This window comes from Xanthomonas sacchari, assembly GCF_024266585.1.
Taxonomy (GTDB): domain Bacteria; phylum Pseudomonadota; class Gammaproteobacteria; order Xanthomonadales; family Xanthomonadaceae; genus Xanthomonas_A; species Xanthomonas_A sacchari_C.
This window is the reverse complement of the sequence record NZ_CP100647.1, coordinates 1,182,281-1,207,130: the sequence shown is the minus strand read 5'-3', so window position 1 is coordinate 1,207,130 and position 24,850 is coordinate 1,182,281. Positions and strand designations below refer to the sequence as shown.

20 protein-coding genes are annotated in these 24,850 nt (G+C 70.3%); 4 read left to right on the top strand and 16 right to left on the bottom strand.

The features are described 5' to 3' along the window. Positions 1 to 10 precede the first annotated feature (10 nt). Together NKJ47_RS04910 and NKJ47_RS04905 are read right to left on the bottom strand one after the other, a co-directional pair. The gene (locus NKJ47_RS04910) at positions 11 to 1,435 is read right to left on the bottom strand and encodes a nicotinate phosphoribosyltransferase (protein WP_254460407.1); all 1,425 of its coding nucleotides are present in this window, start codon (positions 1,433 to 1,435) and stop codon (positions 11 to 13) included. Between the two features lie 60 nt (positions 1,436 to 1,495). Continuing rightward, complete coding sequence (locus NKJ47_RS04905; RefSeq protein WP_254460406.1) at positions 1,496 to 2,551, bottom strand: bifunctional nicotinamide-nucleotide adenylyltransferase/Nudix hydroxylase; 1,056 nt, start codon at positions 2,549 to 2,551, stop codon at positions 1,496 to 1,498. 284 nt (positions 2,552 to 2,835) lie between these two features. On the opposite strand from NKJ47_RS04905, the gene NKJ47_RS04900 reads away from it, so the two are divergent. Both NKJ47_RS04900 and NKJ47_RS04895 read left to right on the top strand, forming a co-directional pair. Beyond that, a complete protein-coding gene (locus NKJ47_RS04900; RefSeq protein WP_254460405.1) occupies positions 2,836 to 3,834 on the top strand; it encodes a glycosyl hydrolase 53 family protein in 999 nt (332 codons plus the stop codon). 86 nt (positions 3,835 to 3,920) lie between these two features. Further along, the gene (locus NKJ47_RS04895; RefSeq protein WP_254460404.1) at positions 3,921 to 4,802 is read left to right on the top strand and encodes an endonuclease/exonuclease/phosphatase family protein; all 882 of its coding nucleotides are present in this window, start codon (positions 3,921 to 3,923) and stop codon (positions 4,800 to 4,802) included. 264 nt (positions 4,803 to 5,066) lie between these two features. Here the strand turns inward: NKJ47_RS04895 and NKJ47_RS04890 are convergent, their stop codons facing one another. Continuing rightward, positions 5,067 to 5,975, bottom strand: coding sequence for a LysR substrate-binding domain-containing protein (locus NKJ47_RS04890; protein ID WP_254460403.1), 909 nt, complete (start codon positions 5,973 to 5,975; stop codon positions 5,067 to 5,069). Positions 5,976 to 6,061: 86 nt separating this feature from the next. On the opposite strand from NKJ47_RS04890, the gene NKJ47_RS04885 reads away from it, so the two are divergent. Further along, a complete protein-coding gene (locus NKJ47_RS04885; protein WP_254460402.1) occupies positions 6,062 to 6,805 on the top strand; it encodes a sulfite exporter TauE/SafE family protein in 744 nt (247 codons plus the stop codon). A gap of 405 nt (positions 6,806 to 7,210) precedes the next feature. On the opposite strand, the gene NKJ47_RS04880 is transcribed toward NKJ47_RS04885, so the two are convergent. The 4 genes from NKJ47_RS04880 to NKJ47_RS04865 all read right to left on the bottom strand — a co-directional run bounded on the left by NKJ47_RS04880 (position 7,211) and on the right by NKJ47_RS04865 (position 11,615). Further along, positions 7,211 to 9,388, bottom strand: a complete 2,178-nt coding sequence (locus NKJ47_RS04880; protein ID WP_254460401.1) for a carboxy terminal-processing peptidase — start codon at positions 9,386 to 9,388, stop codon at positions 7,211 to 7,213. Positions 9,389 to 9,608: 220 nt separating this feature from the next. After that, positions 9,609 to 10,619, bottom strand: a complete 1,011-nt coding sequence (gene lipA / locus NKJ47_RS04875; RefSeq protein ID WP_254460400.1) for a lipoyl synthase — start codon at positions 10,617 to 10,619, stop codon at positions 9,609 to 9,611. Between the two features lie 22 nt (positions 10,620 to 10,641). Next, positions 10,642 to 11,349, bottom strand: coding sequence for a lipoyl(octanoyl) transferase LipB (gene lipB / locus NKJ47_RS04870; RefSeq protein WP_254460399.1), 708 nt, complete (start codon positions 11,347 to 11,349; stop codon positions 10,642 to 10,644). Further along, positions 11,337 to 11,615: a YbeD family protein gene (locus tag NKJ47_RS04865; protein WP_254460398.1), complete on the bottom strand. Its 279-nt coding sequence runs from the start codon at positions 11,613 to 11,615 to the stop codon at positions 11,337 to 11,339. The genes lipB and NKJ47_RS04865 overlap by 13 nt, the downstream gene beginning before the upstream one ends. A 342-nt stretch (positions 11,616 to 11,957) precedes the next feature. Here NKJ47_RS04865 and NKJ47_RS04860 point away from each other — a divergent pair, with 342 nt between their 5' ends. Next, entirely contained in the window at positions 11,958 to 13,013 is a 1,056-nt protein-coding gene (locus tag NKJ47_RS04860; protein ID WP_254460397.1) for a lipid A deacylase LpxR family protein, read from the top strand. 289 nt (positions 13,014 to 13,302) lie between these two features. On the opposite strand, the gene NKJ47_RS04855 is transcribed toward NKJ47_RS04860, so the two are convergent. The 9 genes from NKJ47_RS04855 to NKJ47_RS04815 all read right to left on the bottom strand — a co-directional run bounded on the left by NKJ47_RS04855 (position 13,303) and on the right by NKJ47_RS04815 (position 24,799). Beyond that, the gene (locus NKJ47_RS04855; RefSeq protein ID WP_254460396.1) at positions 13,303 to 14,508 is read right to left on the bottom strand and encodes a D-alanyl-D-alanine carboxypeptidase family protein; all 1,206 of its coding nucleotides are present in this window, start codon (positions 14,506 to 14,508) and stop codon (positions 13,303 to 13,305) included. Positions 14,509 to 14,648: 140 nt separating this feature from the next. After that, positions 14,649 to 16,133 carry a septal ring lytic transglycosylase RlpA family protein gene (locus NKJ47_RS04850; RefSeq protein ID WP_254460395.1) on the bottom strand — a complete coding sequence of 495 codons (1,485 nt, stop codon included), beginning with the start codon at positions 16,131 to 16,133 and terminating at the stop codon, positions 14,649 to 14,651. Continuing rightward, positions 16,130 to 17,263 carry a lytic murein transglycosylase B gene (mltB, locus tag NKJ47_RS04845; RefSeq protein ID WP_254460394.1) on the bottom strand — a complete coding sequence of 378 codons (1,134 nt, stop codon included), beginning with the start codon at positions 17,261 to 17,263 and terminating at the stop codon, positions 16,130 to 16,132. The genes NKJ47_RS04850 and mltB overlap by 4 nt, the downstream gene beginning before the upstream one ends. A gap of 197 nt (positions 17,264 to 17,460) precedes the next feature. Next, positions 17,461 to 18,852, bottom strand: coding sequence for an NAD-dependent succinate-semialdehyde dehydrogenase (locus NKJ47_RS04840; protein WP_254460393.1), 1,392 nt, complete (start codon positions 18,850 to 18,852; stop codon positions 17,461 to 17,463). Between the two features lie 65 nt (positions 18,853 to 18,917). Then, the gene (locus NKJ47_RS04835) at positions 18,918 to 20,324 is read right to left on the bottom strand and encodes an NAD(P)(+) transhydrogenase (Re/Si-specific) subunit beta (RefSeq protein WP_254460392.1); all 1,407 of its coding nucleotides are present in this window, start codon (positions 20,322 to 20,324) and stop codon (positions 18,918 to 18,920) included. A 4-nt stretch (positions 20,325 to 20,328) separates the two neighbouring features. Beyond that, positions 20,329 to 20,643 (bottom strand): NAD(P) transhydrogenase subunit alpha, encoded by a 315-nt coding sequence (locus tag NKJ47_RS04830; protein ID WP_254460391.1) that lies wholly within the window; start codon positions 20,641 to 20,643, stop codon positions 20,329 to 20,331. A gap of 3 nt (positions 20,644 to 20,646) precedes the next feature. Further along, positions 20,647 to 21,786: an NAD(P) transhydrogenase subunit alpha gene (locus NKJ47_RS04825; RefSeq protein WP_254460390.1), complete on the bottom strand. Its 1,140-nt coding sequence runs from the start codon at positions 21,784 to 21,786 to the stop codon at positions 20,647 to 20,649. Between the two features lie 269 nt (positions 21,787 to 22,055). Then, positions 22,056 to 23,486, bottom strand: a complete 1,431-nt coding sequence (locus tag NKJ47_RS04820) for a glycoside hydrolase family 28 protein (protein ID WP_254460389.1) — start codon at positions 23,484 to 23,486, stop codon at positions 22,056 to 22,058. After that, a complete protein-coding gene (locus tag NKJ47_RS04815) occupies positions 23,483 to 24,799 on the bottom strand; it encodes a virulence factor family protein (protein WP_254460388.1) in 1,317 nt (438 codons plus the stop codon). Before NKJ47_RS04815 ends, NKJ47_RS04820 begins: the two co-directional genes overlap by 4 nt. Positions 24,800 to 24,850: the final 51 nt, after the last annotated feature.

Here is a 24,850-nt window from a genome sequence, read left to right as displayed (position 1 = left end):
GGCCGCCTCCTTACAGGCGCGCGGCGTTCGCGCGCGCGCGCACCTCGGCGAAGGTCCAGTCGTGCAGCAGGCGGCCGTTCTCCCACACGGTGACCATCGCATCGTCGTAGCCGGCCGGGCCGGCGACCGACTCGGCCGAGACCGCATCGGCCGCCACCGGCTCGGTGCGATAGCTGCCGTACTCGCGGTGCCGCAGCAGGCGCATGCGGCCGCGCTTGCTGAGCTTGCCCTTGTCGGTGACCGGATCCTTGTAGACGTCGATCCAGCGGCCATCGACGCGCGCGGCCGAGCACTTCAGCGCGAACTTCTGGGTGTCGCGGTCGAGCCGCTGCAGCAGTGCGCCGCCCATGCCGAAGGCCAGGTTGTCGGTGGCGTAGCCGGCGCTGGTGATGCGCTCCAGGATCGCGCGGATGCTGGTCGGGTTGACCCCGTCGCCCTGGATCACCCGCACGTGGTTGAGCACCTTGTAGCCCTTGCCGTTGACGCTGTGGCCGAAGGCCTCGTCGAGCAGTTCCAGGCACTGGTGCACCACCGCCACCGGATCGCCGGAGTCGGGGCGGATCACCACGGTGGCGCCGGAGGCGATCACCTGCTCGCGCAGGGTGCGGCCCCAGTGCTCGCGGATCGCGTGGAAGATGTCATAGCTGTCCGAGACCACCGCGACCACGCCGCCGGGCTTGCCGAACTGCGCGAGCATGTTGCGGTAGGCCTCGACCTCGCGCTCGCGGCCCCAGCTGGTGATGGTGCTGTGCTCGGCGGCGGGGATCGAATAGCCGGCCATCGGCTCGTGGTAATGCGCGCGCGCCAGCAGCAGCCCGGACACGGTGTCGGTGCCGAGGAAGTTGACCAGGTGCGACGCGCCGCCGATCGCCGCCGATTCCAGGCTGGACACGCCGCGCGCGCCGAAGTCGTGCAGCTTGAACGGCAACTGCCCGTCCGGATCGTCGCTGGTGCGCTCCAGGAACTGGCGCAGGGTCTGCTTGGCGTGCCAGCTCACCGTGGCCACCGTCACCGGGTACCAGATGCGCAGCAGCAGCGTCTCCAGGTACGACGGCACCCAGTAGGCCTGCGCGTCGGTGGATTCGATGGTCATCAGCGCGTTGTGGGTCGGCACCACGCTGCCCTCGGGCACGGCGCGGATGCGGATCGGCAACTGGCCGCCGAGGCGGTCGACGATGTCGCGCCAGCCGGCCTCGTTGAACGGCTCGCCGTGCGCGGCGAACAGGTCGCGCGCCTCGTCGATGTCGGCATGGGTGACAGGGCGGCCCAGCGCCTCCTTGAGGATCGACTGCAGGCCGAAGAAGACCGTGCGATCGTAGACGCCGCCGCGCGATTCCACGTAGAAGAACGTGGCGTCGGTGCCGGGCGGGTATTGCAGCCAGTGGCTGGCCTTGTAGCTGTCGGTGTTGAGCAGCAGGTTGTTCAGGCATTGCATGACGGAAGCTCCTTCGCGTCGGGGAAAGCCGGCGGTCTGTCCGCTGGCCGGGAGGCCGCGTCAACCGCGGCCCAGGAAGAATTCGAGCAGGTGCAGATGGTCTTCGAACAGTTTCGGGCCCATGCCCAGCACTTCGCTGACCGGCACCCAGCGCGCCTTGTCGGCGTCGTCGCCGCCACGCACCTCGGGCAGCTCGCCGAACACGAACTCGAAGTGGAAGGCATGGGTGATGGTGCGTCCGCGCAGGCTGCGCTCGGGGTGATCGAACACGTGGCGGTTCTTCAACGAGCCCTTGAGCACCGGCACCGGGATCTTCAGCCGGGTCTCCTCGCGCAGTTCGCGCAGGCAGGCATCGAGGATGCTCTCGTGCTGGCCGACGAAGCCGCCCGGCAGCGCCCACAGGCCCTTGCCCGGGGCCGCGCGGCGGCGCACCAGCAGCACGTGCCCGGAATGCACCACCACCGCGTCGGCGGTGACGAAGGTCGGCGGATACGGCGCCTCCTTCCAGGCCGCGCGGTACTGTTCGATGAACTGGTACTCGGCGAGCAGTTCGGCATACGACGGCGAGTTCTTGCGGAACGCCTCGAGCATGTCGAACACCGGCGCCGGCACATTGCCGCGCAGCATCAGCAGCGCGCCATGGAAATCGATGCTGCCGGCCTCGAACAGGTAACGGCGCAGTTCGGTCGCCGACAGCGTCTCGGTGTGCTGCACGTCGACCAGCGGCCACTGCGGGAACTCGCGCAGGTAATAGCTGCTGGCGTCCTTGTCCATGCCGATCAGGCCGATCCGCGCCTCGGCGCTGCCGCCATCGCTGCACACCGCCTCGGCCACCGTCGCCTGCACCGCGGCGATCCACTGGCTTTCGTTGTACAGGTGATCGCGCAGCGGACGCAGGATCAGCCGCTCGCCGGCGCCCTCGAGCGCGGCCTGGATCATCACGCTGCGCTCTGCAACGGTCCACGGATTGCGGATGGTGCGGGGGGTTTCGGCCGAGCCGATCAGGAAGATGAGTTTCCGGCCACGCGCCAGGGCGTGGCGGGCAACGGCGGCGTGGCCGTTGTGGAAGGGCTCGAAGCGCCCGATGAACACAAGATAGTCGAACTCCATGAGCATCCCTCACGGTTGGTGGATCGCCGCGGGTCTATCCCTTGGCGTAGGCGAAATGCTACGCCGATGCCGCATCGCGTCAAGTGACGCATCGCGCAGATTCATCGGCCATCCAGACGGCGCCTGCGGAGGCCGCGCCGGCACCGCTGCAGTGCAGCGCGCGTCGCCGCGGCGATCGCGCTAGCCTCGTGCGCGCCGCGGCCAAGGGGACAGCCCGGCACGTCCGCCCGGCCGCCGTTCGAGGCCGCGCGACGCCCCTGCTTCCCTCCTCCCATCACTGCGAGAATCGCATGAACCGATCGAGCAAGCGCGTGTCCGCCTGGCTGCTGGTGTTGTTGCTCGCCTGCCTGTGCGCGCCGGCCATGGCGCAGACCTTCGCCAAGGGCGCCGATGTCAGTTGGATCGACCAGCAGGAAAGCAGCGGCCACGTGTTCCGCAACGCCTCCGGCGCCACCACCGATTTCTTCTCGCTGCTCAAGGGCACCGGGGTCAACGCGATCCGGCTGCGCGTGTGGGTCAATCCGCAGGGCGGCTGGAACGACGGCGCCGACACACTGAACATGGCCAAGCGGGCCAAGGCGCAGGGCATGCGCATCATGATCGACTTCCACTACAGCGACAGTTGGGCCGATCCCGGCAAGCAGACCAAGCCGGCGGCCTGGAACGACCACGACTTCGCCACGCTGGTGAAGGACGTGTACTCGCACACCAGCGGCATCCTGTCCTATCTCAAGTCCAACGGCATCGACGTGAGCTGGGTGCAGGTGGGCAACGAGATCAACAGCGGCATGCTGTGGCCGGACGGCAAGACGCCCAACTTCGGCAACCTGGCGCAACTGGTCAACAGCGGCTACAACGCCAGCAAGTCGGTCTATCCCAACGCCAAGGTGATCGTGCACCTGGCCAACGGCTACGACAACGCGACCTTCCGCTGGTTCTTCGACGGCCTGAAGTCGGCCGGCGGCAAGTGGGACGTGGTCGGCATGTCGCACTACCCTTCACCCAACGCCTGGCAGAACGCCAACACGCAGATCGCCAGCAACATGCAGGACATGGTGGCGCGCTACGGCTCGGACGTGATCGTCAGCGAGGTCGGCATGGACTGGCAGCAGGCCGCCACCACCCGCGCGATGTTGGCCGATCTGCTCAACAAGACCCGCGCGCTCGGCAGCCGCGGCCTGGGCGTGTTCTATTGGGAACCCGACGCCTACCCGGGCTGGCAGGGCTACACGATGGGGGCGGTCAACAACAACGGCCAGCTGACCCAGGCGCTGTCGGCGTTCAACTGATCGCCGCTCGGCAGGCGCGCCGCGCGGTGGTCACCGACACCGCCGCCGTGCCACCATCGCGCGCTCCGCTCCTGTCGAGATCTGCCATGTCGCTGTCGCTGCCGTTCACGCGCAAGCTCGCGCTTCCTCTGCTGCTGGTGCTGGGCGTGTGCATCGCACCGGCGCAGGCGCGCACGCCGGCGCCGCCTGCCGCGCCGGCGCCGCTCAAGGTGATGAGCTTCAACGTGCGCGTGCCGGTCGACACCGACGGCGACAAGCGCTGGGAGGTGCGCCGCAGCGCGATGGCCGCGCTGATCCGCGCGCAGCATCCGGACGTGTTCGGCACCCAGGAGCTGGTCGAGCGCCAGGCCGACTACCTGGCCGCGCAACTGCCCGAGTACCGCTGGTTCGGCCGCAGCCGCGACGGCAAGGACGACGGCGAGCGCATGGGCGTGTTCTACGACAGCCGCAAGTTGAAGCTGGTTGAATCGGGCGACTTCTGGCTGTCGGACACGCCCGACGTGGTCGGCAGCATCAGTTGGGGCCATCCGCTGCCGCGCATGGTCAACTGGGGGCTGTTCGAGCGCATCGGCGATGGCCGCCGCTTCTACCTGTTCGACACCCACCTGCCCTATCGCGACGAAGACGAAGCGGCGCGCGCCAAGGGCGCGGCGCTGATCGTGAAGCGCCTGCAGGCGCTGCCGGCGGACGTGCCGGTGGTGCTGACCGGCGACTTCAACACGGTGCCGGACTCGCCGACCTATCGCACCCTCACCGCCAGCCTCGCCGACGCGCGCGCCCAGGTCGCGCAGCCGCAGGGGCCGGAAGCGACCTTCCACGACTTCACCGGCCACCCGGACCGGCGCATCGACTGGATCCTCTCGCGCGGACTGCAGGCCACCCACTACGCCACGCTCGATGCGCGGCCGCAGGGCCATTGGCCGTCGGACCATTTCCCGGTGATCGCCACGTTCGCCTGGCCGCAGTGACCGAGGTCCCCGAGCAACGACCGCAGGCGCATCGGCAGGCGCGGGAGCCTGTGCCTTTGCCGGTCTAGCCGCCGCATTGCAGCCGGACAACGTCCGGCTAAGGCCGCCTACCGTAGGAGCGGCTTCAGCCGCGACGGGCTTCACCAGCAAAGCCCGTCGTGGCTGGAGCCGTTCCCGCAAGGCACGCCGCCACCCGCCGAGCCGCGATAACGCACGTCAACGCACGTCATCGTCGGCGTCCACGCGGCGCCGGCGTATCACCGCTCACGTTGACGGCGCGACAGCGTCGGCATGCGCACACAACCAGTCCAACACCTGCTGCACCGGCGGTGACGGCACCGGTGTCGGCCGCCAGACGATCGACAATTGGCGCAGCGCCCACGGCTCCTGCAGCGGCACCGCGACCAGCTGCGCGCGTACGCTGACCCGCTGCAGCGCCGCCTGCGGCAGGATCGCCACGCCGGCGCCGCGCGCCAGCATCCGGCACAGCGGTTCGATGCCGTGCACCTGCGCGCGGATGCGCAACTGCCCGCCGGCGCGCGCCGCCTGCGTGCGCAGGTGTTGCTGCAGGGCGCTGTCCTCGGCCAGGCCGAGGAACTGCGCCTGCCACACCTCCGAGAGCCGCAACTGCGGCGCCTGTGCCAGCGGGTGCGCGGCCGCCGCCACCAGCACCAGCCGATCCTGCCGGAACGGGTGCGCCTGCAGGCCCTGCAGATCGGCATGGTCGGCGATCACCGCCAGATCGGCGCGTTGCTCGCGCAGCGCATCGGCCGCGGCGACGCTGCCCTGCTCGCGCAGCGCCAGGTCGACGCGCGGATGCGCCACCAGGAACTCGGCCAGCACCTCCGGCAACCATTCCGACAGTGCCGCAGTATTGGCCAGCAGGCGCACGCTGACCGGGTGACCGCCGGCGTAGTCGCCCAGTTCGCTGCGCATCGCCTCGGCCTGGCGCAGCAATTGCCGCGCGTGCCGCAGCAGCGCGGTGCCGGCCGCGGTGAGGCCGACGCCGCGCGGACCGCGCTCGAACAGGGCGACGCCGAGCTGCGTCTCCAGCGCGCGGATGCGGGCGCTGGCGGCGGCCAGCGACAGCGCCGCGCGCTCGGCACCGGCGGTGATGCTGCCGGCCTCGGCCACCGCCAGGAACAGCCGCAGATCGGTGAAATCCAGATGCATCGGCGCTCCCGCCTTCGTCGTTGCCGAAGTCTGCCTGAAGCATTCGCGCATTGTCCGGCCGCCGCGCCACACCGATGCTGGAGGCCATGGACACCCTCGCACCGCACCTGCTGTCGATCGCCCTGGTCTTCCTGCTCGCCGGCGGCGTCAAGGGCATGGCCGGGATGGGCCTGCCGACGGTGGCGATGGGCCTGCTCGGGCTGTGGCTGACGCCGACCGAGGCGGCGGCGCTGCTGGCGCTGCCATCCCTGCTGACCAACCTGCAACAGGCCTGGGGCGCCGGCACCGGCGCGCTGCTGCGGCGGCTGTGGCCGCTGCTGGCATGCATCGTCGCCGGCACCTGGTGCAGCGCCGGCATCCTGGCCGGCGCCGACCCGCGGCTGGCGCGCGCCGGCCTGGGCGCGTTGCTGGCGCTGTACGCCGTGCTCGGCCTGCGCCGTTGGCAGCCGCGACTGTCGCCATCGCAGGCACGCTGGGCAGGGCCGCCGGTGGGCCTGGCGACCGGCCTGCTGACCGGCGCCACCGGCGTGTTCGTGTTGCCGGTCCTGCCCTACCTGGTGGCGCTGGACCTGCCGCGGGACACGCTGCTGCGCGCCCTGGGCAGTTGCTTTGCCGCGGCCACCCTGGCGCTGGCCGCGGCACTGGTCGCGCACGGCGCCTTCCCCACCCAGGCGCTGGGTCCCTCGCTGCTGGCGCTGCTGCCCACCGCCGTCGGCATGTGGCTGGGTGCGCGGCTGCGCCGGCGCATCTCCGCCAGTGCGTTCCACCGCGTGTTCTTCGTGACCTTGCTGGGACTGGGGTTGCATCAGTTGTGGCAGGCGCTGGGCTAGGGCCTCGCCGGTCGCGACGATGCGGGGATGGACCTGATCGCGACGGGCCCCTCATCTGTAGGGGCGGCTGCAGCCGCTCCTACCAGGCAATGGTGCGTCCCGCCGGGACACGGCCAAGCGCGCAATGCGAGGTGGTCTTCCGTCGCGACAGGCGGGGTCGGTCACGCCGTCGCGACGGATAGGCACCTCGAACAACGACGGCCGTGTCGTGTAGGCGCGGCTTCACCCGGCAGGCTTTATCGGGAACGCCCGTCGCGGCTGAAGCCGCTCCTACCGGGTGATCTGAATGCGGCGTGCGTGTGGCGGAAACGAGTTGCCGGAGGTGCCTGATGTCGCTCCCACAAAAAAACGCGCCACCGCTGGGCGATGGCGCGTTCCGTTTGCGCGCGGCGGTGGAGCGCGGGCTCAGTCGGCCCAGCGCCCCGGGCCGGTGGACTGCGGCAGCACCTGCGCCGACAGCGGGCGGTCCTTCTCCAGCAGGTTCACCGCGTCGGCCAGGATCGAGGCCGATTCGCGCAGCAGCGGGTCCGGGCGCTTGTCGACCAGCTTCTCGCGCGCGGCGTCCTTGACGATGTCGCGCTCGTTGCCGGTCAGGCCGTCGTCGCTGCTGTCGTCGGCCAGCGGATCCAGCGGCAGGCCAAGCTGCTTGCGGATCTCCTGGCGCTGCTTGCGCTGCGCATCCTGCTTCTCACGCTCGGCGCGGCGCTCGGCCTCGTTGAGCACCACGTACTTCTTCGCCGCCTCGGTGCGGAACTGGCGCACGTCCTCTTCCCACCACTGGAACTCCTTGTCGTTGGCGATGCGCGTGGTGTGCAGCGCCTCCAGCTTGGGCAGCAGCGGCGCGAAATTGCCGTACTGGGTGTGCGGCACCGCGGCGATGCGGCTCCACGGCAGGGCGTTGTCGTAGGTGCTCTCGCCGAACTCGGTGGCATCGACGCTGGCCGGGAAGGCGATGTCCGGCACCACGCCCTTGTGCTGGGTGCTGCTGCCGCTGACGCGGAAGAACTGGGCGATGGTCAGCTTGACCTGGCCGAAGCGGTCGGTCTCGTTGGCCGGCCAGCGGTCCAGGTCGACGATGTTCTGCACGGTGCCCTTGCCGAAGCTGGTCTCGCCGATGACCAGGCCGCGGCCGTAGTCCTGGATGGCGCCGGCGAAGATCTCCGAGGCCGAGGCCGAGCCGCGATTGATCAGCACCGCCAGCGGGCCGTCCCAGGCCACACCCGGGTTCTGGTCGCTGTTGACGGTGACGCGGCCGCCGGATTCGCGCACCTGCACCACCGGGCCCTGTTCGATGAAAAGGCCGGTCAGCTCGATCGCCTCGTCCAGCGAACCGCCGCCGTTATTGCGCAGGTCCAGCACCACGCCGTCGACCTTGTCGGTCTTGAACCCGGCCAGCAGCTTGGCCACGTCGCGGGTCGCCGAGGCATAGTCCTTGGCGTTGCGGCGGCGGCCTTCGAAGTCCTGGTAGAACGCCGGCAGCTTGATCACGCCGATGCGCCGCGCCGGTTCGCCGTCCTTCGCCGGCAGGTCGATGGTCTCGCCCTTGGCGGCCTGTTCGGCCAGGCGCACCTTCTGCCGGGTCAGCAGCACCTGGCGGTGCTTGCCGTCCACGCCGGCCTCGGCCGGGATGTATTCCAAGCGCACCTGGGTGTCCTTGTCGCCGCGGATCTTGGCGACCACGTCGTCGATGCGCCAGCCGATCACGTCCTCGACCGGACCGCTCTTGCCCTGGCCGACGCCGACGATGCGGTCGCCCGGCTTGAGCGTGCCGTCCAACGCGGCCGGACCGCCCGGGATCACCTCGCGGATCACCACCAGGTCGTCCTGCTTCTGCAGCTGCGCGCCGATGCCTTCCAGCGACAGCGACATCTGCTGGTTGAAGTTCTCGGCGGTGCGCGGGGTGAAGTAGTCGGTGTGCGGATCGACCGTGTTGGTGTAGGCATTCATGAAGAACTGGAACACGTCCTCGCTCTTCAGCTCCTTCACCGAATCGTCGAGATTGGCGTAGCGCTTGTCCAGGGTCTTGCGGATGTCCTCCGGCTTCTTGCCGGCCAGCTTGAGCCGCAGCCAGTCGTTCATCACCGACTTGCGCCACAGCGCATCCAGTTCCTGGTCGTCCTTGGCCCACGGCGCGTTCTTGCGGTCGTACTCGAACTTCTCGTCGCCGTCGAAGTTGAAGTCCTGCTTGAGCAGCTTGCGCGCGTAGGCGATGCGCTCGTCCACCCGCTGCCGGTACACGGCGAAGATCTGGAACGCCGGTTCCAGCTGGCCGGAGGCGATGTCGGCGCCCAAGTTGTTCTGGAACCCGGCGAACTTGTCGACGTCGGCCTGGGTGAAGAACTGCTTGCTGCCGTCCAGGGTCTCCAGATACTTCTTGAAGACCTCCTTCGAAGTCGCCTCGTCGAGGGCGCGCGGCCGGTAGGCGTAGCGGCTGTCGGAGAGCAGGCCGTACACCAGCTTGGCGGTGGTGGCCTGATCGGCGGTGGCAGCGGCCGGCAACGCGGGCGCATCGGTCCGGGCGAACAGCGCCAGCGGTGCGGTCAGCGCAAACGCCAGCAGGAAGGCGGAAGCTTTGAATTTCATCTGGGGACTCTCGGCACCAAGCCGTCAGGGGGGCAGCACATCGCGTGAGACAACACGACAGTGACGCAAGTTGCAGGCCGTGTCACCTGTTCATGAAGCAGACTAGCTGCCGGCTTACGCAGAAATGTGAACGCTGCCGGTGCGGGCCGCGCGGACGGTCGTCCCGCGGCGACGAACGCGCGTCGCCGCGACGGCAGGGCGCGATGCGCGCAGCGGCGGCTCAGGCGGCGACGCCGGCGCCGGCGGCCTGGCGATCGGCGTGGTAGGAGGAACGCACCATCGGGCCGGAGGCGACATGGCTGAAGCCCAGCGCGTTGCCGTACTCCTCCAGCGCCTTGTACTCGTCCGGCGTCCAGTAGCGCATCACCGGGTGGTGATGCGCGGTGGGCTGCAGGTACTGGCCGATGGTGACCATGTCCACGTCGTGCGCGCGCAGGTCGCGCAGGGTCGCCTGCACCTGCTCCAGGGTCTCGCCCAGGCCGAGCATGATGCCGGACTTGGTGGCGATGGCCGGATGCTGCGCCTTGAACTTCTTGAGCAGGGTCAGCGACCACTGGTAGTCGGCGCCCGGACGCACGTTGGGATACAGGTCCGGCACCGTCTCGATGTTGTGGTTGAACACATCCGGCGGATTGGTCGCCAGGATCTCCAGCGCGCGATCCATGCGGCCCTTGCCGCGGAAGTCCGGGGTCAGGATCTCGATGCGGGTGGCCGGCGCGGCGACGCGGATCGCGCCGATGCAGTCGGCGAAATGCTGGGCGCCGCCGTCGCGCAGGTCGTCGCGGTCGACGCTGGTCACCACCACGTACTTCAGGCCCATGTCGGCCACGGTCTGCGCCAGGCTGGCCGGTTCGCCGGCATCCGGCGGCTTGGGCCGGCCGTGCGCGACATCGCAGAACGAGCAGCGCCGGGTGCAGACCTCGCCCAGGATCATGAAGGTGGCGGTGCCATGGCCGAAGCACTCGTGGATGTTCGGGCAGCTGGCCTCTTCGCAGACGGTGACCAGGCGGTTCTCGCGCAGCTTGGCCTTCAGATTCTGCACCGCATTGCCGGAAGGAATGCGCACGCGGATCCACGACGGCTTGCGCAACACCGGCGCATCGGCGAACTGCACCGGCGAGCGCGCGATCTTGTCGCCGCCCAACTGCTTGACGCCGGTCTGCAGCGGCGCGGGCGCGCTGTCGCCGGAAAGGACCTGCAAGGGAATGGAGCGTGCGCTGGGCTGGGTCATGGCGTGGTCGGCGGGCAGGCGGTCAGGCCGCGTGCGTGAGCGAAAGATCGGGCAGGGCGTCGAGCGGCTGCAGGGTCAGCCCGAACTGGCGCGCCAGTTGGGCCAGCAGGACCGGCGTGACCGCCTGCATGCCGGAGGGACCACCCAAGTCTAGCACCGCGGTCACCTGCAGGCCCTGGTAGCCGCAGGGATTGATCCGATGGAACGGCTCCAGGTCCATCGCCACGTTGAACGACAGGCCGTGGAAGGTGCAGCCGCGGCGCACGCGGATGCCCAACGCGGCGACCTTGGCGCCGCCGACGTAGACACCCGGCGCGCCGTCGCGGCGCTGGCCGAGGATGTTCCACTCGTCGAGGGTGTCGATGATCGCCTGCTCGATCCGGCACACGTAGTCGCGCACGCCGATGTGCAGCCGGCGCAGGTCCAGCAGCGGGTACACCACCAGCTGGCCGGGGCCGTGGTAGGTGACCTGGCCGCCGCGATCGACCTGCAGCACCGGGATGTCGCCGGGCGCCAGCACGTGTTCCGGCTTGCCGGCCTGGCCGAGGGTGAACACCGGTTCGTGTTCGACCACCCACAGCTCGTCGGGCGTGTCCGCGTCGCGCGCGTCGGTGAAACGCTGCATCGCCCGCCACACCGGCTCATAGGGCTGGCGGCCGAGCTGGCGGACCCGGCACGGCGGCAGCGCGCGCGCCGGCGCCAGCGGCGCGTCCTCGGCTACAGCGTCCACTTCACTTCCGGATGTTCGCGCAGCGCCTGGTGCGCAGCGTCGTACTGGGCGCGGTCGACGGCGCGGAAGGCGATGCGCACCGACACATATTTGCCGTTGGACGAGTGCTTCCAGCTGATGCGCTCCTCCACCACCTCCACGCCGGCGGCGACGAGCAGGCGCGGCAGCTCGGACTCCAGGCCGGTGTTGGCGGTGCCCATGGCGCTGAGTTCGAAGATGCCGGGGAACTGGAAACCGTGATCGGGGTTGTCGGAAGTGATGTCCATATCCGCATTATCGGGCCGGCGCCGGGCAAACCCAAGGCCGCGCATGCGCGGACGGGCAGCGCCTGGGGACCGTGGCACCGCGCCGGACGGAGCACCGACTTGCCAGGTGCGGGCGTCGCCGTTGCCCCGTCGGCATGACTATCTGCTCCGCCCATCGCACGGCCGCCTTCACACGGCAAGCGGGCAAATGGGACGGACAAACCCAAACGGACGAATTTGTCCGCTACAGCGCATTTGCCTATCCTTGTCGCACGGGCTGCGTTCATGGTCCCTGCTGTTCACCCCTGCCGCTGGCGGCGGGCGGGCGGCGCCGCCCCCCTCTTCCGAACAGAGACGCCATTCATGCCGTCATCGCACCCGCTTCTTCCGGTTGCTGCCGCCCTCGCCCTGGCCGCCGCGCCCGCAGCTGCCACCGAGCAATGCCCGCGCGACACACTGGAAGCGACCGCACCCACGGTCAACTTCCGCGTCGACAACGACCTGTTCGGCGGCGCCGGCCAGGACCAGGGCTATACCAATGGTTTCGGCCTGATCATCGTCTCGCCGAATCTGCGCGACTACACCGACGACCCCTGCCTGCCACGGCTGGCGCGGGCGGTGAACCGCGCTCTGACCTGGCTGCAGCCGAGCAGCGACTTCACCCAGCGCAACATGACCTTCGCGGTCGGCCAGGCGCTGTTCACCCCCACCGACAAGACCCGCCGCGACCTGATCGAGGACGACCGCCCCTACGCCGGCCTGTTGCTGATGAACATCGGCTACAACGCGCGCCAGGACGAGCGCCTGCGCACCACGCAACTCACCCTGGGCCTGATCGGCCCCTCGGCGCAGGGCAAGCAGGTGCAGGACGTGGTGCACGAGCTGCTCGGCGACGCCAAGTTCCAGGGCTGGGACAACCAGTTGCACGACGAACCGGTGTTCCGCGTGCTGCACGAACGCCTGCGTCGCTGGTCCGGCGACGGCAGCCGCGACGGCTGGGGCTGGGACGCGATCAGCCACTGGGGCGGCGCGCTGGGCACGCTCGACACTCACGCCAATGCGGGCATGGAACTGCGCCTGGGCTGGAAGCTGCCGGACGATTTCGGCAGTTCGCCGCTGCGCCCTGCCGGCGAGAACGTCGCGCCGCCGGCCAGCAGCCTCGGCAGCGGCTGGTCGGCGCACCTGTTCGTGACCAGCGACGGCCGCTGGGTGCTGCGCGACATCACCCTGGACGGCAACACCTTCCGCGACAGCCACAGCGTGAAGAAGCGCCCCTTCGTGGGCGACGCCGGCGTCGGCCTGGCGGTAATGCGCGGCAAATGGAAGTTCGCGCTCGCCCGCTACTGGCGCACGCGCGAGTTCGACCTGCAGCGGCAGACGCCGGTGTTTGGGAGTTTCACGATCAGCTATCGGCTTTGAGGCGGGGACTCGGGGCAGCGGCATGCTGTCCCGAGCGACATCGCTGCCAAACAATCCGGCGAAGAAACATAGAGGGTTCTTTGTGGGAGGGGCTTCAGCCCCGACGGGCTTTCCCGGGAAAGCCCGTCGGGGCTGAAGCCCCTCCCACAGTGCAATCGCAAAATCCCCAAACCCCGACGTTGTAGGAGCAAGGAGGCAGCACGCACGCGCTGTAGCCACCACTCCCGAATCCCCACTCCCGAATCCCCAAGAAAAAAGCCGGCGTCAGCCGGCTTTTTTCGAGAGAACCTTATTCCGATTCCCACCACATCCAGAAGCTGTCCCACAGACGCTTGAAGAACCCGGCCTCGTCGACCGCCTTCAGCGCCACCAGCGGGGCCTGCGCCACCACCTTGCCGTCCAGGGTCACCTTGACCATGCCGATCGCCTGGCCCTGCTTGATCGGCGCCTCCAGGGTCTTGGGCACTTCGATCGACGGCTTCAGTTCGTTGTAGCGGCCGCGCGGCACGCTGACCAGCAGCGGCTGCGCCACGCCCAGCAGCACCTGCTTCTCGGTGCCCTTCCACACGCGCTGCTGCGCGACCTGCTTGCCCGGCTCGTACAGGCTGTGGGTCTCGAAGAAGCGGAAACCCCAGTTCAGCAGCGCCAGGCTGTCCTCGGCGCGCTGCTTCTCGGAGCTGTCGCCCATCACCACCGCGATCAGGCGCTGGTCGCCGCGCTTGGCCGAGCTGAGCAGGCAGTAGCCGGCCTCGGAGGTGTGGCCGGTCTTGATGCCGTCCACGCTGGGGTCGCGCCACAGCAGCAGGTTGCGGTTCGGCTGGGTGATGTCGCCGACGCGGAATTCCTTGATCTTGTTGTAGGCGTAGGTTTCCGGGTAGTCGCGCACCATCGCCCGGCCCAGCAGCGCCAGATCGTAGGCGGTGGTGTAGTGGCCTTCGGCCGACAGGCCGTGGGCGTTGACGAAGTGCGAGCCGGTCATGCCGATCTTCTTCGCGTACTCGTTCATCAGCGACGCGAAGGCTTCCTCGCTGCCGGCGGTATGTTCGGCCAGCGCGATCGCCGCGTCGTTGCCGGACTGGATCGCCATGCCCTTTTCCATGTCTTCCAGGCGCGCGGTCTTGTTGACCGGGAACCCGCTGTAGCTGCCGTCGGTGCCGGCACCGCCCTCGCGCCAGGCGCGCTCGCTGAGCATGACCTGGTCGTCGCGGGTGATCTTGCCCTGCTTCAGTTCGGCCGCGATCACGTACGAGGTCATCACCTTGGTGATGCTGGCCGGGGCCACGCGTGCGTGTTCGTTCTCGCCGGCCAGCACCTGGCCGGTGGCGTAATCCATCAGCACCCAGGACTTGGACACGGCCGGCTTCGGCGCGGGCGGGATCGCCACGGCGGCCGGAGCGGCGGCAGCCGGCGGCGCGGGAACCGGACCGGGCGTCTGCGCGGAAACCAGGCCGACGGCGAAGGTGGCCACGGCAGCGACGGCGAAGCGGAATTTCATCTAAAACGACTCCTGCTGGGCCCGAAGGCCGATGGAAAACGCGACATTGTAGGCCGAGCCGGCGCCCGGGCAGGCGCACGCGCGCTGCCGCCACGCACCGGCGTTAAGCCATCGGCCATGGCGAGCCGTCGGGACGGGCCTCAGTCCTTGACGATCTGCGGCCGGCCGAAGCCGAGACCGGCGATGCGGGTGGCCAGCTCGGCGGCGCGACCATGGTCCTCGGCCGCCACCCGCAGCCGCCACAGGGTGCGGCCCCCGGAAACGATATCGCTGATGCTGGCGCCGACGATGCCGGCCGAGGCCAACTGCGACAGCGCGCGGTTGGCGTTCTCGCGGCTGGCGAAGCTGGCCACCTGCAGCAGGATGCCGAGCGGTCCGCGCGCGTTGTCGGCCTCGGCGCGCGGCGCGGTGCTGGCCACCGGTGCGGGCGCGGCGGCCGGAGTCGCCACGGCGACGGTCGGCGCGGTCGCGGCGGCCGCAGGTGCGGCGGCAGGCGCGGCGGTCGCGGTGCGGCGGGATCCGCGCAGCGGGGCGCTCGCCGCGGCCACGCTGGGCGCCGACGTGGCCGACGTGGCCGGCTTGCCGGTGGCCACGCGCACGCCGCGCGACTTCATCCAGGCGTCGAAGCGGTCGCCATCGCCGACCCGGCCCGGCGCGTCCTGCACGCGATAGCGCCAGCGCTCGCCTTCCGGCAGCGCCGCGGCCGTGGCCGTGGCCGCCGCAGCGGTGGGCGCCGCGACCGCGGCCGGGACGGCGCGCGCCGGCACGCTCGCGGCGGCGGCCACCGTACCGCCGGCCGACTTCGCCGGCAGCGTCTTCACCAGGTCGTCCATCTCCGCCGCGCGCCGCACCGCCGCGGGGTCGCGGGTGGCGGCATCGCTGCGCGCGCTGGCCAGCAGCGTCGCCGGCGCGCGGCCGGTGCGGCGCCGCGCCAGCAGGTCGCCGTTGTCGGCCGGGGTCAGTCCGCGCACTTCCACGCGGCCGGTGCCCTTGCCGGTGATGCCGAGCTTGACCGCGGCCGCGTAGCTCAGGTCGATCAACCGGTCGTCATGGAAGGGACCGCGGTCGTTGATCCGCACCACCACCGACTCGCCGTTGTCCAGGTTGGTGACCAGGGCGAAGCTGGGCAGCGGCAGGGTCTTGTGCGCGGCGGTGAACGCGTACATGTCGTAGACCTCGCGGTTGGAGGTCAGCCGGCCATGGAACTTGCTGCCGTAGTAGGAGGCGGTGCCGCGCTCGACGTAGCTGTGCGGATCGTCGATGACCACGTACTCGCGGCCCAGCACCATGTACGGCGAGCGGTTGCCGATCGCCGAGCGCGGCTCGTCGGTGACCAGCGGCTCGGGAATGCAGGCGACGTTGGGCACGTAGTCCGGCGTGCTGTCGCGCACCCCGGGCGCGTACAGCCCGCCGGCGGTGTAGTTGCCGCGCTTGGACGGGTCTTCCTTGGCCGGCGCGTAGGGCGAGGTCGACGGGCAGCCGGTGGCGACATGCGCCGGCCCCTTGCCTTCGACCCGGATGCCGGGCCCGGCGCCGCCGGCGGTCTTCTTCGGAGTGCTGCTGCAGGCGGCCAGCGCCAGCACAGCGACGACGGGAGCGATCCGGAGCAGCGCGTTCGGGTTCATGCCGGGGGTAACTCCTTGCCGGCGATGGCCTGGGACAATTGATACACGGCCATCGCGTACATCTTGGAAATGTTGTAGCGGGTGATCGCGTAGTAGTTCTGGAAGCCCAGCCAGTACTGCTTGCCGGCGCTGCCGTCGAGCGCGATCGGCGTGGCGGTGGCGCCGGCCGGCACCGGCACGTTCGGCGTGTAGCCGCGCGCGGCCAGGTCGGCCAGGGTGTAGGTCGGCGTCCAGTCGGTCGGATTGAATTCCTCGGCGCCGGGACGCAACGTGGCCGGCACCGCGACCAGGCCGCCGCGCACCCAGCCGCCCTTCTTGACGAAGTAGTTGGCGATGGACGAGAACGCGTCGTCGTAGTCGGTGAACAGGTTGCGCTTGCCGTCGCCATCGCCGTCGACCGCGAACTGCCGGTAGCTGGACGGCATGAACTGGCCCAGGCCCATCGCGCCGGCGTAGCTGCCGATCAGGGTGGTGACGTCCAGGTTTTCCTCGCGGCCCAGCGCGAACAGCTGGCCCAGCTCGTCGCGGAAGAACAGTTCGCGGCGCACCTCGCGCTCGAGCTTGGCCGGGTCGCCGCTGCGCGGATAGCGGAACGCCAGTGTGTACAGCGCGTCCAGCACGCGGTAGGAGCCGGCGTTCTTGCCGTAGCTGGTCTCCACGCCGATGATCGCCACGATGATCTCGGCCGGCACGCCGGTACGCGCCTGCACGCGCTGCAATTCGTCGCGGTGCGCGGCCAGGAAGGCGCGGCCGCCGTCGATGCGCGCCTGGCTGATGAACATCGGCCGGTACTCGCTCCACGGCTTGACCCGCTCGGCCGGCCGCGACATCGCCGCCACGATCGCATCCTTGAACTGCGCCTGCGCCAGGGTCGCCTCGATCTGCGCCGGATCCAGGCCGTACCGGGCCGCGGTGTCGCGGACGAAATTGGCGCGGGCGACCTCGAACGGGACCGGGGTCAGGTCCACCGGGGGCGCCTGCACCGCCTCGGGCGCGGCCTCCACCGGCGATGCCGGGCGCGGGGCCGGCGGCGGCGCGCTGGCCTGCGGCGGCGAAGACGGCGCCTTGGGCTGGGTCGCGCATGCGACCAGGCCAAGCGTGAGCAGGCAAATCAGCGAGCGTCGGATCATGCCGGCAGATTAACAGAGTCAAGATGAATTTCTACCAATAACGCCATGAAACAAAAGAACTTTGCTACAGGTCAAGTGCGCCTGCAGCATGAGCTGCCGGCGAGCGCCGGGCGCGTGCGGCGCCCCTGGCCGCGCCGGTGGCACAAAAAAGCCGTCGGAGTCGCCCCCGACGGCCCGGCTTTCACACGCTGGCCCGCTCAGAACGGCGCGTCGATCTCGACCACGTCGATCAACTTGTGATTGACGAATTCCTTGATGCCCAGCCCGATCAGTTCGCGCCCGTAGCCGGAACGGCGCAGCCCGCCGAACGGCAGGTCGGCCTTGACCATGGTCGGATGGTTGACGAACACCATGCCGGTGGAGATGCGCCTGGCCACCGCCACGCCGCGCGCATCGTCGCCGGTGAATACCGAACCGCCGAGGCCGAACGGCGAATCGTTGGCGATGCGCACCGCGTCGTCCTCGTCCTTGGCGCGGAACACCATGGACACCGGGCCGAAGAATTCCTGGTGGTAGGCGGGGTTGTCCGGGGCGACGGCGGTGAGGATGGTCGGCTGCACGAACGCGCCATGCACCGGCACCGGCGGGCCGACCTCGGTCGCGGTGGCGCCATGCCTGACCGCCTCGGCGATCTGCCGCTTCAGGTCGTCGGCCGCGCCCTGCGAGGACAGCGGCGCCAGCGTGGTCGCCGGATCCATCGGGTCGCCGGCACGCAAGGCCGCCACGCCGGCGCGGTAGCGCTGCAGGAACGGCTCGTACACCTCCTGCACCACGATCATGCGCTTGGACGACACGCAGACCTGGCCGCCGTTCCAGTGGCGGCCGAACACCGCCCACTTCACCGTCTTCTCCAGCGGCGCATCGTCCAGCACCACGAAAGCGTCGGCACCGCCCAGCTCCATGGTCGACTTCTTCAGCGCCTTGGCCGCCTGTGCGGCGACGATGGCACCGGCGCCTTCCGACCCGGTGAGCGCCACGCCGTGCACGCGCGGGTCGTTGAGGATGGTCTCGACCTGGCCGCGGGTGGCGTACAGATTGACGAAGGCTCCCGCCGGCAGCCCTGCCTCGGCCATCAGCGCCTCGAACTTGGCCGCGCACTGCGGCACGTTGGAGGCATGCTTGAGCAGCACGGTGTTACCGGCCGACAGTTGCGGGGCGATGATCCGCGCGATCTGGTAGTACGGAAAGTTCCACGGCTCGATCGCCAGCAGCACGCCCAGCGGTTCGTGCACCACCATCGCCCTGCCCTCGGCCGGATCGGCCACCGGCAGATGCTCCGGCGCCAGCAGGCGTTCGGCGTTGACCGCGTAGTAGGTGAAGATGTCCGCCGACAGCCGCACCTCGGCTTCGGCCTCGCCGATCAGCTTGCCCATCTCCAGCGTCAGCAATTGGGCGTACTCGCGCGTGTTGTCGCGCAGCAGCTGCGCTGCCGCATGCATCACCCTGGCGCGTTCGGCGAAGGAGGTCTGCTTCCATTGCCGGAAGGCGACGTCGGCGGCGTCGATCGCGTCCAGCACCTGCGCATCGGTGACGTCGGGAAAGCTGGCGAGCAGTTCGCCGGTATAGGGATTGCGGGTCGCATACGTCATGGTCGTGTCCTCGGGGAAGGTCGGAGAGCGCCGGGCGCCTGGCGCCGGCAAGGGAATCGGTGGGCTCAGGCGGCCAGTTCCTTGACCGCCTGCACCATGCGGTTGAGCACCGCGGCGGCGTCGCCGTAGACCATGTCGCAGTTGTCGCCGTAGAACAGCAGGTTCTCCACGCCGGCGTAGCCCTTGCCCTGGCCGCGCTTGATCACGTAGACCTGGTGCGCCTGGTCGGCGTTGAGGATCGGCATGCCGTAGATCGGCGAGGCCTTGTCGGTGCGCGCGGCCGGATTGACCACGTCGTTGGCGCCGATCACCAGCGCCACGTCGGTGCTGGCGAAGCTGTCGTTGATGTCCTCCATGTCGTAGATCAGGTCGTAGGGCACGCCGGCTTCGGCCAGCAGCACGTTCATGTGCCCGGGCATGCGCCCGGCGACCGGATGGATGGCGAACTTCACGTCGACCCCGGCGGCCTGCAGCAGCTTCACCAGTTCGTAGAGCCGCCCCTGCGCCTGCGCCACGGCCAGGCCGTAGCCGGGCACGATGATCACGCTGGAGGCATAGCGCATCGACGTCGCCGCATCGCCCGGATCGACCGCGGTCATGCGGCCCTGCACGTCGCCCTGCGCGACCGCGGCGCCGTCGCCGAAATTGCTGAACAGCACGTTGCTCAGCGAGCGGTTCATCGCCTTGGCCATCAGCACGGTCAGCAAGGTGCCGGCCGAGCCGACCACCATGCCGGCGATCATCAGTGCCGGGTTCTGCAGGGCGAAGCCTTCCAGGCCCACCGCCAGGCCGGTGAACGCGTTGTTCAGCGAGATCACCACCGGCATGTCGGCGCCGCCGATCGGCAGCGTCATCAGCACGCCGAAGCACAGCGCGGCGGCGAAGAACGTCGGCGCCACCCAGCCGCCGCCCGTGTGCGTGACCACCAGCGCGCCGAGCGCCAGGGCGGCCAGGAACACCGCGGCGTTGCACGCGCTCTGTCCCTTGAACCGCCAGGCGGTGTTGAGGCGGCCATCGAGCTTGGCCCAGGCGATCACCGAACCGGACAGCGAGATCGCGCCGATCAGCGCGCCCAGCACGGTCACCGCCAGGTGCAGGCCGCCCTGCGGCGGCTGCCGTGCGGTCAACGCGACGCCGGCCACCGCCGCCGCCGCACCGCCGCCCATGCCGTTGTACAGCGCCACCATCTGCGGCATCGCGGTCACCGCGACGCGGCGGCCGCTGCGCCAGGCCCAGGCAGCGCCCAGCGCCAGCGCCAGCAGCGCCAGCGCCAGGTTGGTCGCCGCATGCCCACGCGCAGCGGGCTGCAGGTCGGCGAGATAGCCGAAGGCGGCGGCCACCGCGATCAGCATGCCGATCCCGGCCAGGACGATGCCGCGCAGCGCGGTCACCGGCGAGGACATGCGCTTGAGGCCGAGGATGAACAGCAATGCGGCGGCGAATCCGCTCAGTTCCACCAGGAGCGCGAGCATGGCCCTACTCCTTCGCGGTTGGCGTGGCGCTGGGCTTGAACATCGCCAGCATGCGGTCGGTGACCACGTAGCCGCCGGCGGCGTTGCCGGCGCCCAGCAACACGCCGACGAAACCGATCGCCTGCCCGGCGACGGTGTCGGCGTTGAACAGCGCATGCATCGCGCCGACCACGACGATGCCGTGGACGAAGTTGGAACCGGACATCAACGGCGTGTGCAGGATCGACGGCACCTTGCCGATCACTTCGTAGCCGGTGAACGCGGCCAGCATGAACACGTACAACGCGATCAGCCAGCTCATCGACAGATCCAGGGACATGACTCAGGACTCCTTGACGGAAACGGATGCGGCGGCCTGCAGCGGCGGATGGCAGAGGCGGCCGTCGTGGGTGAGCGCGGTACCGGCGACGACCGCATCGTCGAAATCCGGCGCCAGTGCTCCGTCGCGCACCAGCAGGTCGAGCAGGCCCAGCAGGTTCTTGGCGTACAGCTCGCTGGCGTGCTGGGCCAGCGCCGAGGGCACGTTGCGCGGGGCGACGATGGTGGCGGGGCCCACTTCCACGGTCTGCCCCGGCACGCTGCCTTCGCAGTTGCCGCCGCTGTCGGCGGCCAGATCCACGATCACCGCACCGGGCTTCATGCCGGCGATCTGCTGGCGGTCGATCAGGATCGGCGCGGTGCGCCCGGGCACGTTGGCGGTGGTGACGATCAGGTCGGCCTGCTGGATGTGCTGGGTCAGCACCGCTGCGGCCTTGGCCCGCTCCTCGGCGCTGAGTTCGCGCGCATAGCCGCCCTCGCCGCGCGCGTCGATGCCGGTGTCGACGAAGCGCGCACCGACCGACTGCGCCTGCTCGCGGGTTTCCGGACGCACGTCGTAGCCTTCGGTGATCGCGCCGAGCCGGTGCGCGGTGGCCAGCGCCTGCAGGCCGGCCACGCCCAGGCCCATCACCAGCACGCGCGCGGCGCGCAGCGACCCGACCGCGGTGGTCATCATCGGCAGGATCCGCGGCAGGTGCACGGCGCCGAGCAGCGGCGCGTAATAGCCGGCCAGCGCGGCCTGGCTGGACAGCACGTCCAGCGCCTGCGCGCGACTGATGCGCGGCACGGTCTCCATCGCGAAGGCGGTGATGCGGCGTTCGCACAGCAGCTCCAGCAGCCCGGGCGCCTTGGCCGGGTACAGCATCGCGATCAGCATGCTGCCCGGGCGCAGCGCCGCCAGCGTGCGCAGCGATGGCGCCTGCACCGCCAGCAGCAGGTCCGCGCCGGCCACCACCTGCTGCGCATCCTCGAGCACGGTAGCGCCGGCATAGGCCGCATCCGGCAGCCGCGACCCGCTGCCGGCGCCGGCCTGCAGCCGCAGTTGCGCGCCCAGCTTGGCCAGCTTCGGCAGCACCGCGGGCACCAGCGCCACGCGGCGCTCATCGGCCTGTTCTTCCCTCAGCACTGCAACAGTGAACGCCATGATCGCGGCTCGCTCGGAGGACGCATGCACTGTGCGCGCCGGCGTGCGCGCGGGCATTGATCCAGATCAAGCGCGCTGCGCGCAAGCGTGCGCAGACGTAACCGAACGGCCTTGCGGCGGCTGCAGGCATGGCTGCGGACCATGCGGTGCGCGCGATCAGCGGCGGCGCCGCACGCAGGGCTTCAACGCGTGGCGGTGCATGCCGATGCCTGGCGCCGACAGCTCGGCGACGCAGACGACCGCGCCGGGAGCTTCGCCAGCGTTGCGCGTTACAGCGCCGGAAACACCGGCGCGTGGGTGCAGGCCGGGACCGACCCGGCGAGCGTGGTCGCGTAGGTGGAGGCGGCGCTGCTGTCCTGGCTCAGCTGCAGGTTGGACTGGTCCACGCCGATGCGCGCATTGCGGGCATACAAGGTGGTGACGTCGGCGGACACGTGCGCCAGCACCAGGTCCAGCGGCGTCGCCGCGCTGTAGCCCTGCACGGTGCTGCCCTTGCCGGCGGGCGTGTCCTGCGCGCGCAGGCCATCGACCACGATCCCGGCGAAGGTGGGCACGCTGCCGCTGCGGCTGTCGCCGTGGTCGTGGCCGTACAGCGGCGTGATCAGCAGCGGCCTGGCCACGCCGAACAGGCAGGTGTTGCGGTAGAGCACGTCGCGCACCGGGCCGCCCTTGGCCAGGCCGGTCTTGATGCGCAGGCCGTTGTTGTCGGTGGCGAGAGTGCCGTCGGCGTCGTGGCCGACCAGACGGTTGCCGTCCACCAGCACGTTGCCGACGCCGTACATCACCTCGCTGCCGATGGAGATGCCGTGCGTGCCGTAGAAGCGCGAGTCGCGCACGGTGATGTCGGCCGAGCGCGCGGCGCTGGTCTTGATCGCGATGCCGTCGTCGCCGGCCATCACGTCGTTGTCGGCCAGGGTCGCGTTGCGCACGCTGTCCAGATCCAGGCCGTCGGTGTTGGGGCTGTTGGCCGGCGCCCTGACCCGCACGCCCCACACGGTGACGCCGTCACCACCATGCACGAACAGGTGGAAGTACGGCGCGTCGATCAGGTTGACGTGGTAGAGCTGCAGATCGGCGACGTCCTGGGCGCGGATCAGGTCGGGCGCGTTCTGGGTCAGGCCGGCGGCCTTGGCGCTGCGCGCGAACTGCCACCAGCTGTCGTCGCCGCCGAGCATCGGCAGGTCGCCGCGGCCGTCGATGCTGCCCTGGTGGCCGGCGGCGTCGCGCACGCCCATCACCCCCAGGGCGCGCCCCTGCAGGGTGATCAGCGCGCGGCAGCCACCACTGCGGGCCGCGGCCTGGCCGCAGGCGTTGCGGCCGGGCACCTGGTAGTCGGCGGGCTGGCGCGAGGCGAACAGGGTCGCGCCACTGTCGATCACCAGCGTGGTGTTGCTGCGGATCGTCAACGGTCCGCTGAGGAAGGCATCGCCGCTGCCGGCGCGCAGCAGCACCGCGCCGTGCGCACCGGCGGCGCAGCGGTCGAGCGCGGCCTGGATGCGCGCGGTGTCCGGCGGGCGGCGCTCCTGCGCGTCGGCGAAGCGGCGCTGCGGCGCCTGCAAGGTGGCGTCCAGCGCCATGCACACCGGCGGCAGGTGCGGTTCGACGACGCGACGGGTATCGCCGGTCGCGGCGGCGCTGGCGAACGCAGCGGCGGCGAGCACGCCGCCGAGCACCAGCGCGACGCGTCCCCGCACGCTCATTGGCGGAGCGTGGCGTGCGACGGCGGCAGCGTGGCCGCGGGCGCCGCCTGCAGCTCGGCGACGGGCGGGCGCGCGTCGGCGGACAGCTGCTGCCAACGATCGTCGACGATCGTGGCCAGCCCGGCCGGGTGCTGGTCGAAATGATGACCGCCGTGCAACATCACCACCTCCGCTCCGCGCGCGCGCAATTGCGGGCAAAGCGTATCGGTTTCCTTGTCGCCATACACGCACAGCAGTTGCGCCGGGGCGATGCGCGCCAGTTCCGGCTGCACCGGCAGCGCGTCGTCGGCGTCGCCGAGATTGAACCAGCCGCGCACGCGGATCTGGAAATCGGCCTTGTGCTCCAACCCCAGCAAGGCCACCAGGCCGACCTGCTCGCGCTGCGCCGGCGGCAGCCGGTTGACCATGAACGGCAGCGTGGTGGCGCCGAAGGAATAACCGACCAGCAGGATCTTCTGCGGATGCCAGCGCTGCTGGTAGTAGGCGATGACCCGGCTCAGGTCGGCACTGGCCCGCGCCGGCGGCTTGGCCCGCCAGAAGTAGCGCAGGCTGTCCCAGCCGACCACGGCGATGCCGCGGCGCTGCAGGGCCTCGGCCATGCCCTTGTCGATGTCGCGCCAGCCGCCGTCGCCGGACAGCACGATGGCCAGCGGCGCGCCCGGGGTGTCCGACGGCAGTTCGGTCAGCGGCAGGTCGTCCAACGCGCCGCCGCGGCCGCGCGCATGCAGATGCGCGGCGACGCGTGCGGCCAGCGTGGCGTCCACGCCGCCAGCGCCCGGTGCCGCCACGGTGTCGACGAAGCCTTGCGCCGGCGTGGCGGCGGCGGTGCCGGCGCAGACCTCGGTCGGCGCCGGCGCCACGCCGATGGCGCCGCCCAGGGTGGCGGTGGGCGCGGCACCGACGATGCGCTCGGCCAGGGTCGCGGCAGTGCCGGTGCCGGCCAGCACCGGCAGGTAGTAGCTGTCGCCGTGCAACTGCCGCTGCAGCCGCCGGCTCAATTGCTCGGCGTCGTGCCAGGCCTTGTCGCAACCGTGGCCGCCACGGCGCAGATGCCTCAGATAGCGCTGGCCGTCGACCACCGCGACCAGTGCGCCGCTGGCGGCGATGCGCCGCGCCGCGTCCTGCCGCTGCGCCGGGCTGCCGCTGGCCAGCAGGATCACCAGTCCCTGCGGCGCGCCCCGCGGATGCACCAGGGTCGTACGGCCGTAGCCGCGGGCGTGCAACGCCCCCGGCGGAAAGTAGTAGCGCAGCAGTGCGTAGCCGCTCAGGCCCAGCACCACGCTCGTCAACAGCAACACACGCAGGAATTTCATCGACACGCATCCATCTCGGCCAGCGCCGAGCATCGGGACAACCACAAGGAA

Bases quoted from the DNA above. Each gene is read 5' to 3' on its own strand.
- NKJ47_RS04855 (WP_254460396.1), bottom strand. From the start codon at position 14,508: ATGAAATTCCGCTTCGCCGTCGCTGCCGTGGCCACCTTCGCCGTCGGC.
- NKJ47_RS04840 (WP_254460393.1), bottom strand. From the start codon at position 18,852: ATGACGTATGCGACCCGCAATCCCTATACCGGCGAACTGCTCGCCAGC.
- NKJ47_RS04850 (WP_254460395.1), bottom strand. From the start codon at position 16,133: ATGAACCCGAACGCGCTGCTCCGGATCGCTCCCGTCGTCGCTGTGCTG.
- mltB (WP_254460394.1), bottom strand. From the start codon at position 17,263: ATGATCCGACGCTCGCTGATTTGCCTGCTCACGCTTGGCCTGGTCGCA.
- NKJ47_RS04900 (WP_254460405.1), top strand. From the start codon at position 2,836: ATGAACCGATCGAGCAAGCGCGTGTCCGCCTGGCTGCTGGTGTTGTTG.
- NKJ47_RS04890 (WP_254460403.1), bottom strand. From the start codon at position 5,975: ATGCATCTGGATTTCACCGATCTGCGGCTGTTCCTGGCGGTGGCCGAG.
- NKJ47_RS04860 (WP_254460397.1), top strand. From the start codon at position 11,958: ATGCCGTCATCGCACCCGCTTCTTCCGGTTGCTGCCGCCCTCGCCCTG.
- NKJ47_RS04895 (WP_254460404.1), top strand. From the start codon at position 3,921: ATGTCGCTGTCGCTGCCGTTCACGCGCAAGCTCGCGCTTCCTCTGCTG.
- NKJ47_RS04815 (WP_254460388.1), bottom strand. From the start codon at position 24,799: ATGAAATTCCTGCGTGTGTTGCTGTTGACGAGCGTGGTGCTGGGCCTG.
- NKJ47_RS04865 (WP_254460398.1), bottom strand. From the start codon at position 11,615: ATGGACATCACTTCCGACAACCCCGATCACGGTTTCCAGTTCCCCGGC.
- NKJ47_RS04910 (WP_254460407.1), bottom strand. From the start codon at position 1,435: ATGCAATGCCTGAACAACCTGCTGCTCAACACCGACAGCTACAAGGCC.
- NKJ47_RS04830 (WP_254460391.1), bottom strand. From the start codon at position 20,643: ATGTCCCTGGATCTGTCGATGAGCTGGCTGATCGCGTTGTACGTGTTC.
- NKJ47_RS04835 (WP_254460392.1), bottom strand. From the start codon at position 20,324: ATGCTCGCGCTCCTGGTGGAACTGAGCGGATTCGCCGCCGCATTGCTG.
- NKJ47_RS04905 (WP_254460406.1), bottom strand. From the start codon at position 2,551: ATGCTCATGGAGTTCGACTATCTTGTGTTCATCGGGCGCTTCGAGCCC.
- NKJ47_RS04825 (WP_254460390.1), bottom strand. From the start codon at position 21,786: ATGGCGTTCACTGTTGCAGTGCTGAGGGAAGAACAGGCCGATGAGCGC.
- lipA (WP_254460400.1), bottom strand. From the start codon at position 10,619: ATGACCCAGCCCAGCGCACGCTCCATTCCCTTGCAGGTCCTTTCCGGC.
- NKJ47_RS04880 (WP_254460401.1), bottom strand. From the start codon at position 9,388: ATGAAATTCAAAGCTTCCGCCTTCCTGCTGGCGTTTGCGCTGACCGCA.
- NKJ47_RS04885 (WP_254460402.1), top strand. From the start codon at position 6,062: ATGGACACCCTCGCACCGCACCTGCTGTCGATCGCCCTGGTCTTCCTG.
- NKJ47_RS04820 (WP_254460389.1), bottom strand. From the start codon at position 23,486: ATGAGCGTGCGGGGACGCGTCGCGCTGGTGCTCGGCGGCGTGCTCGCC.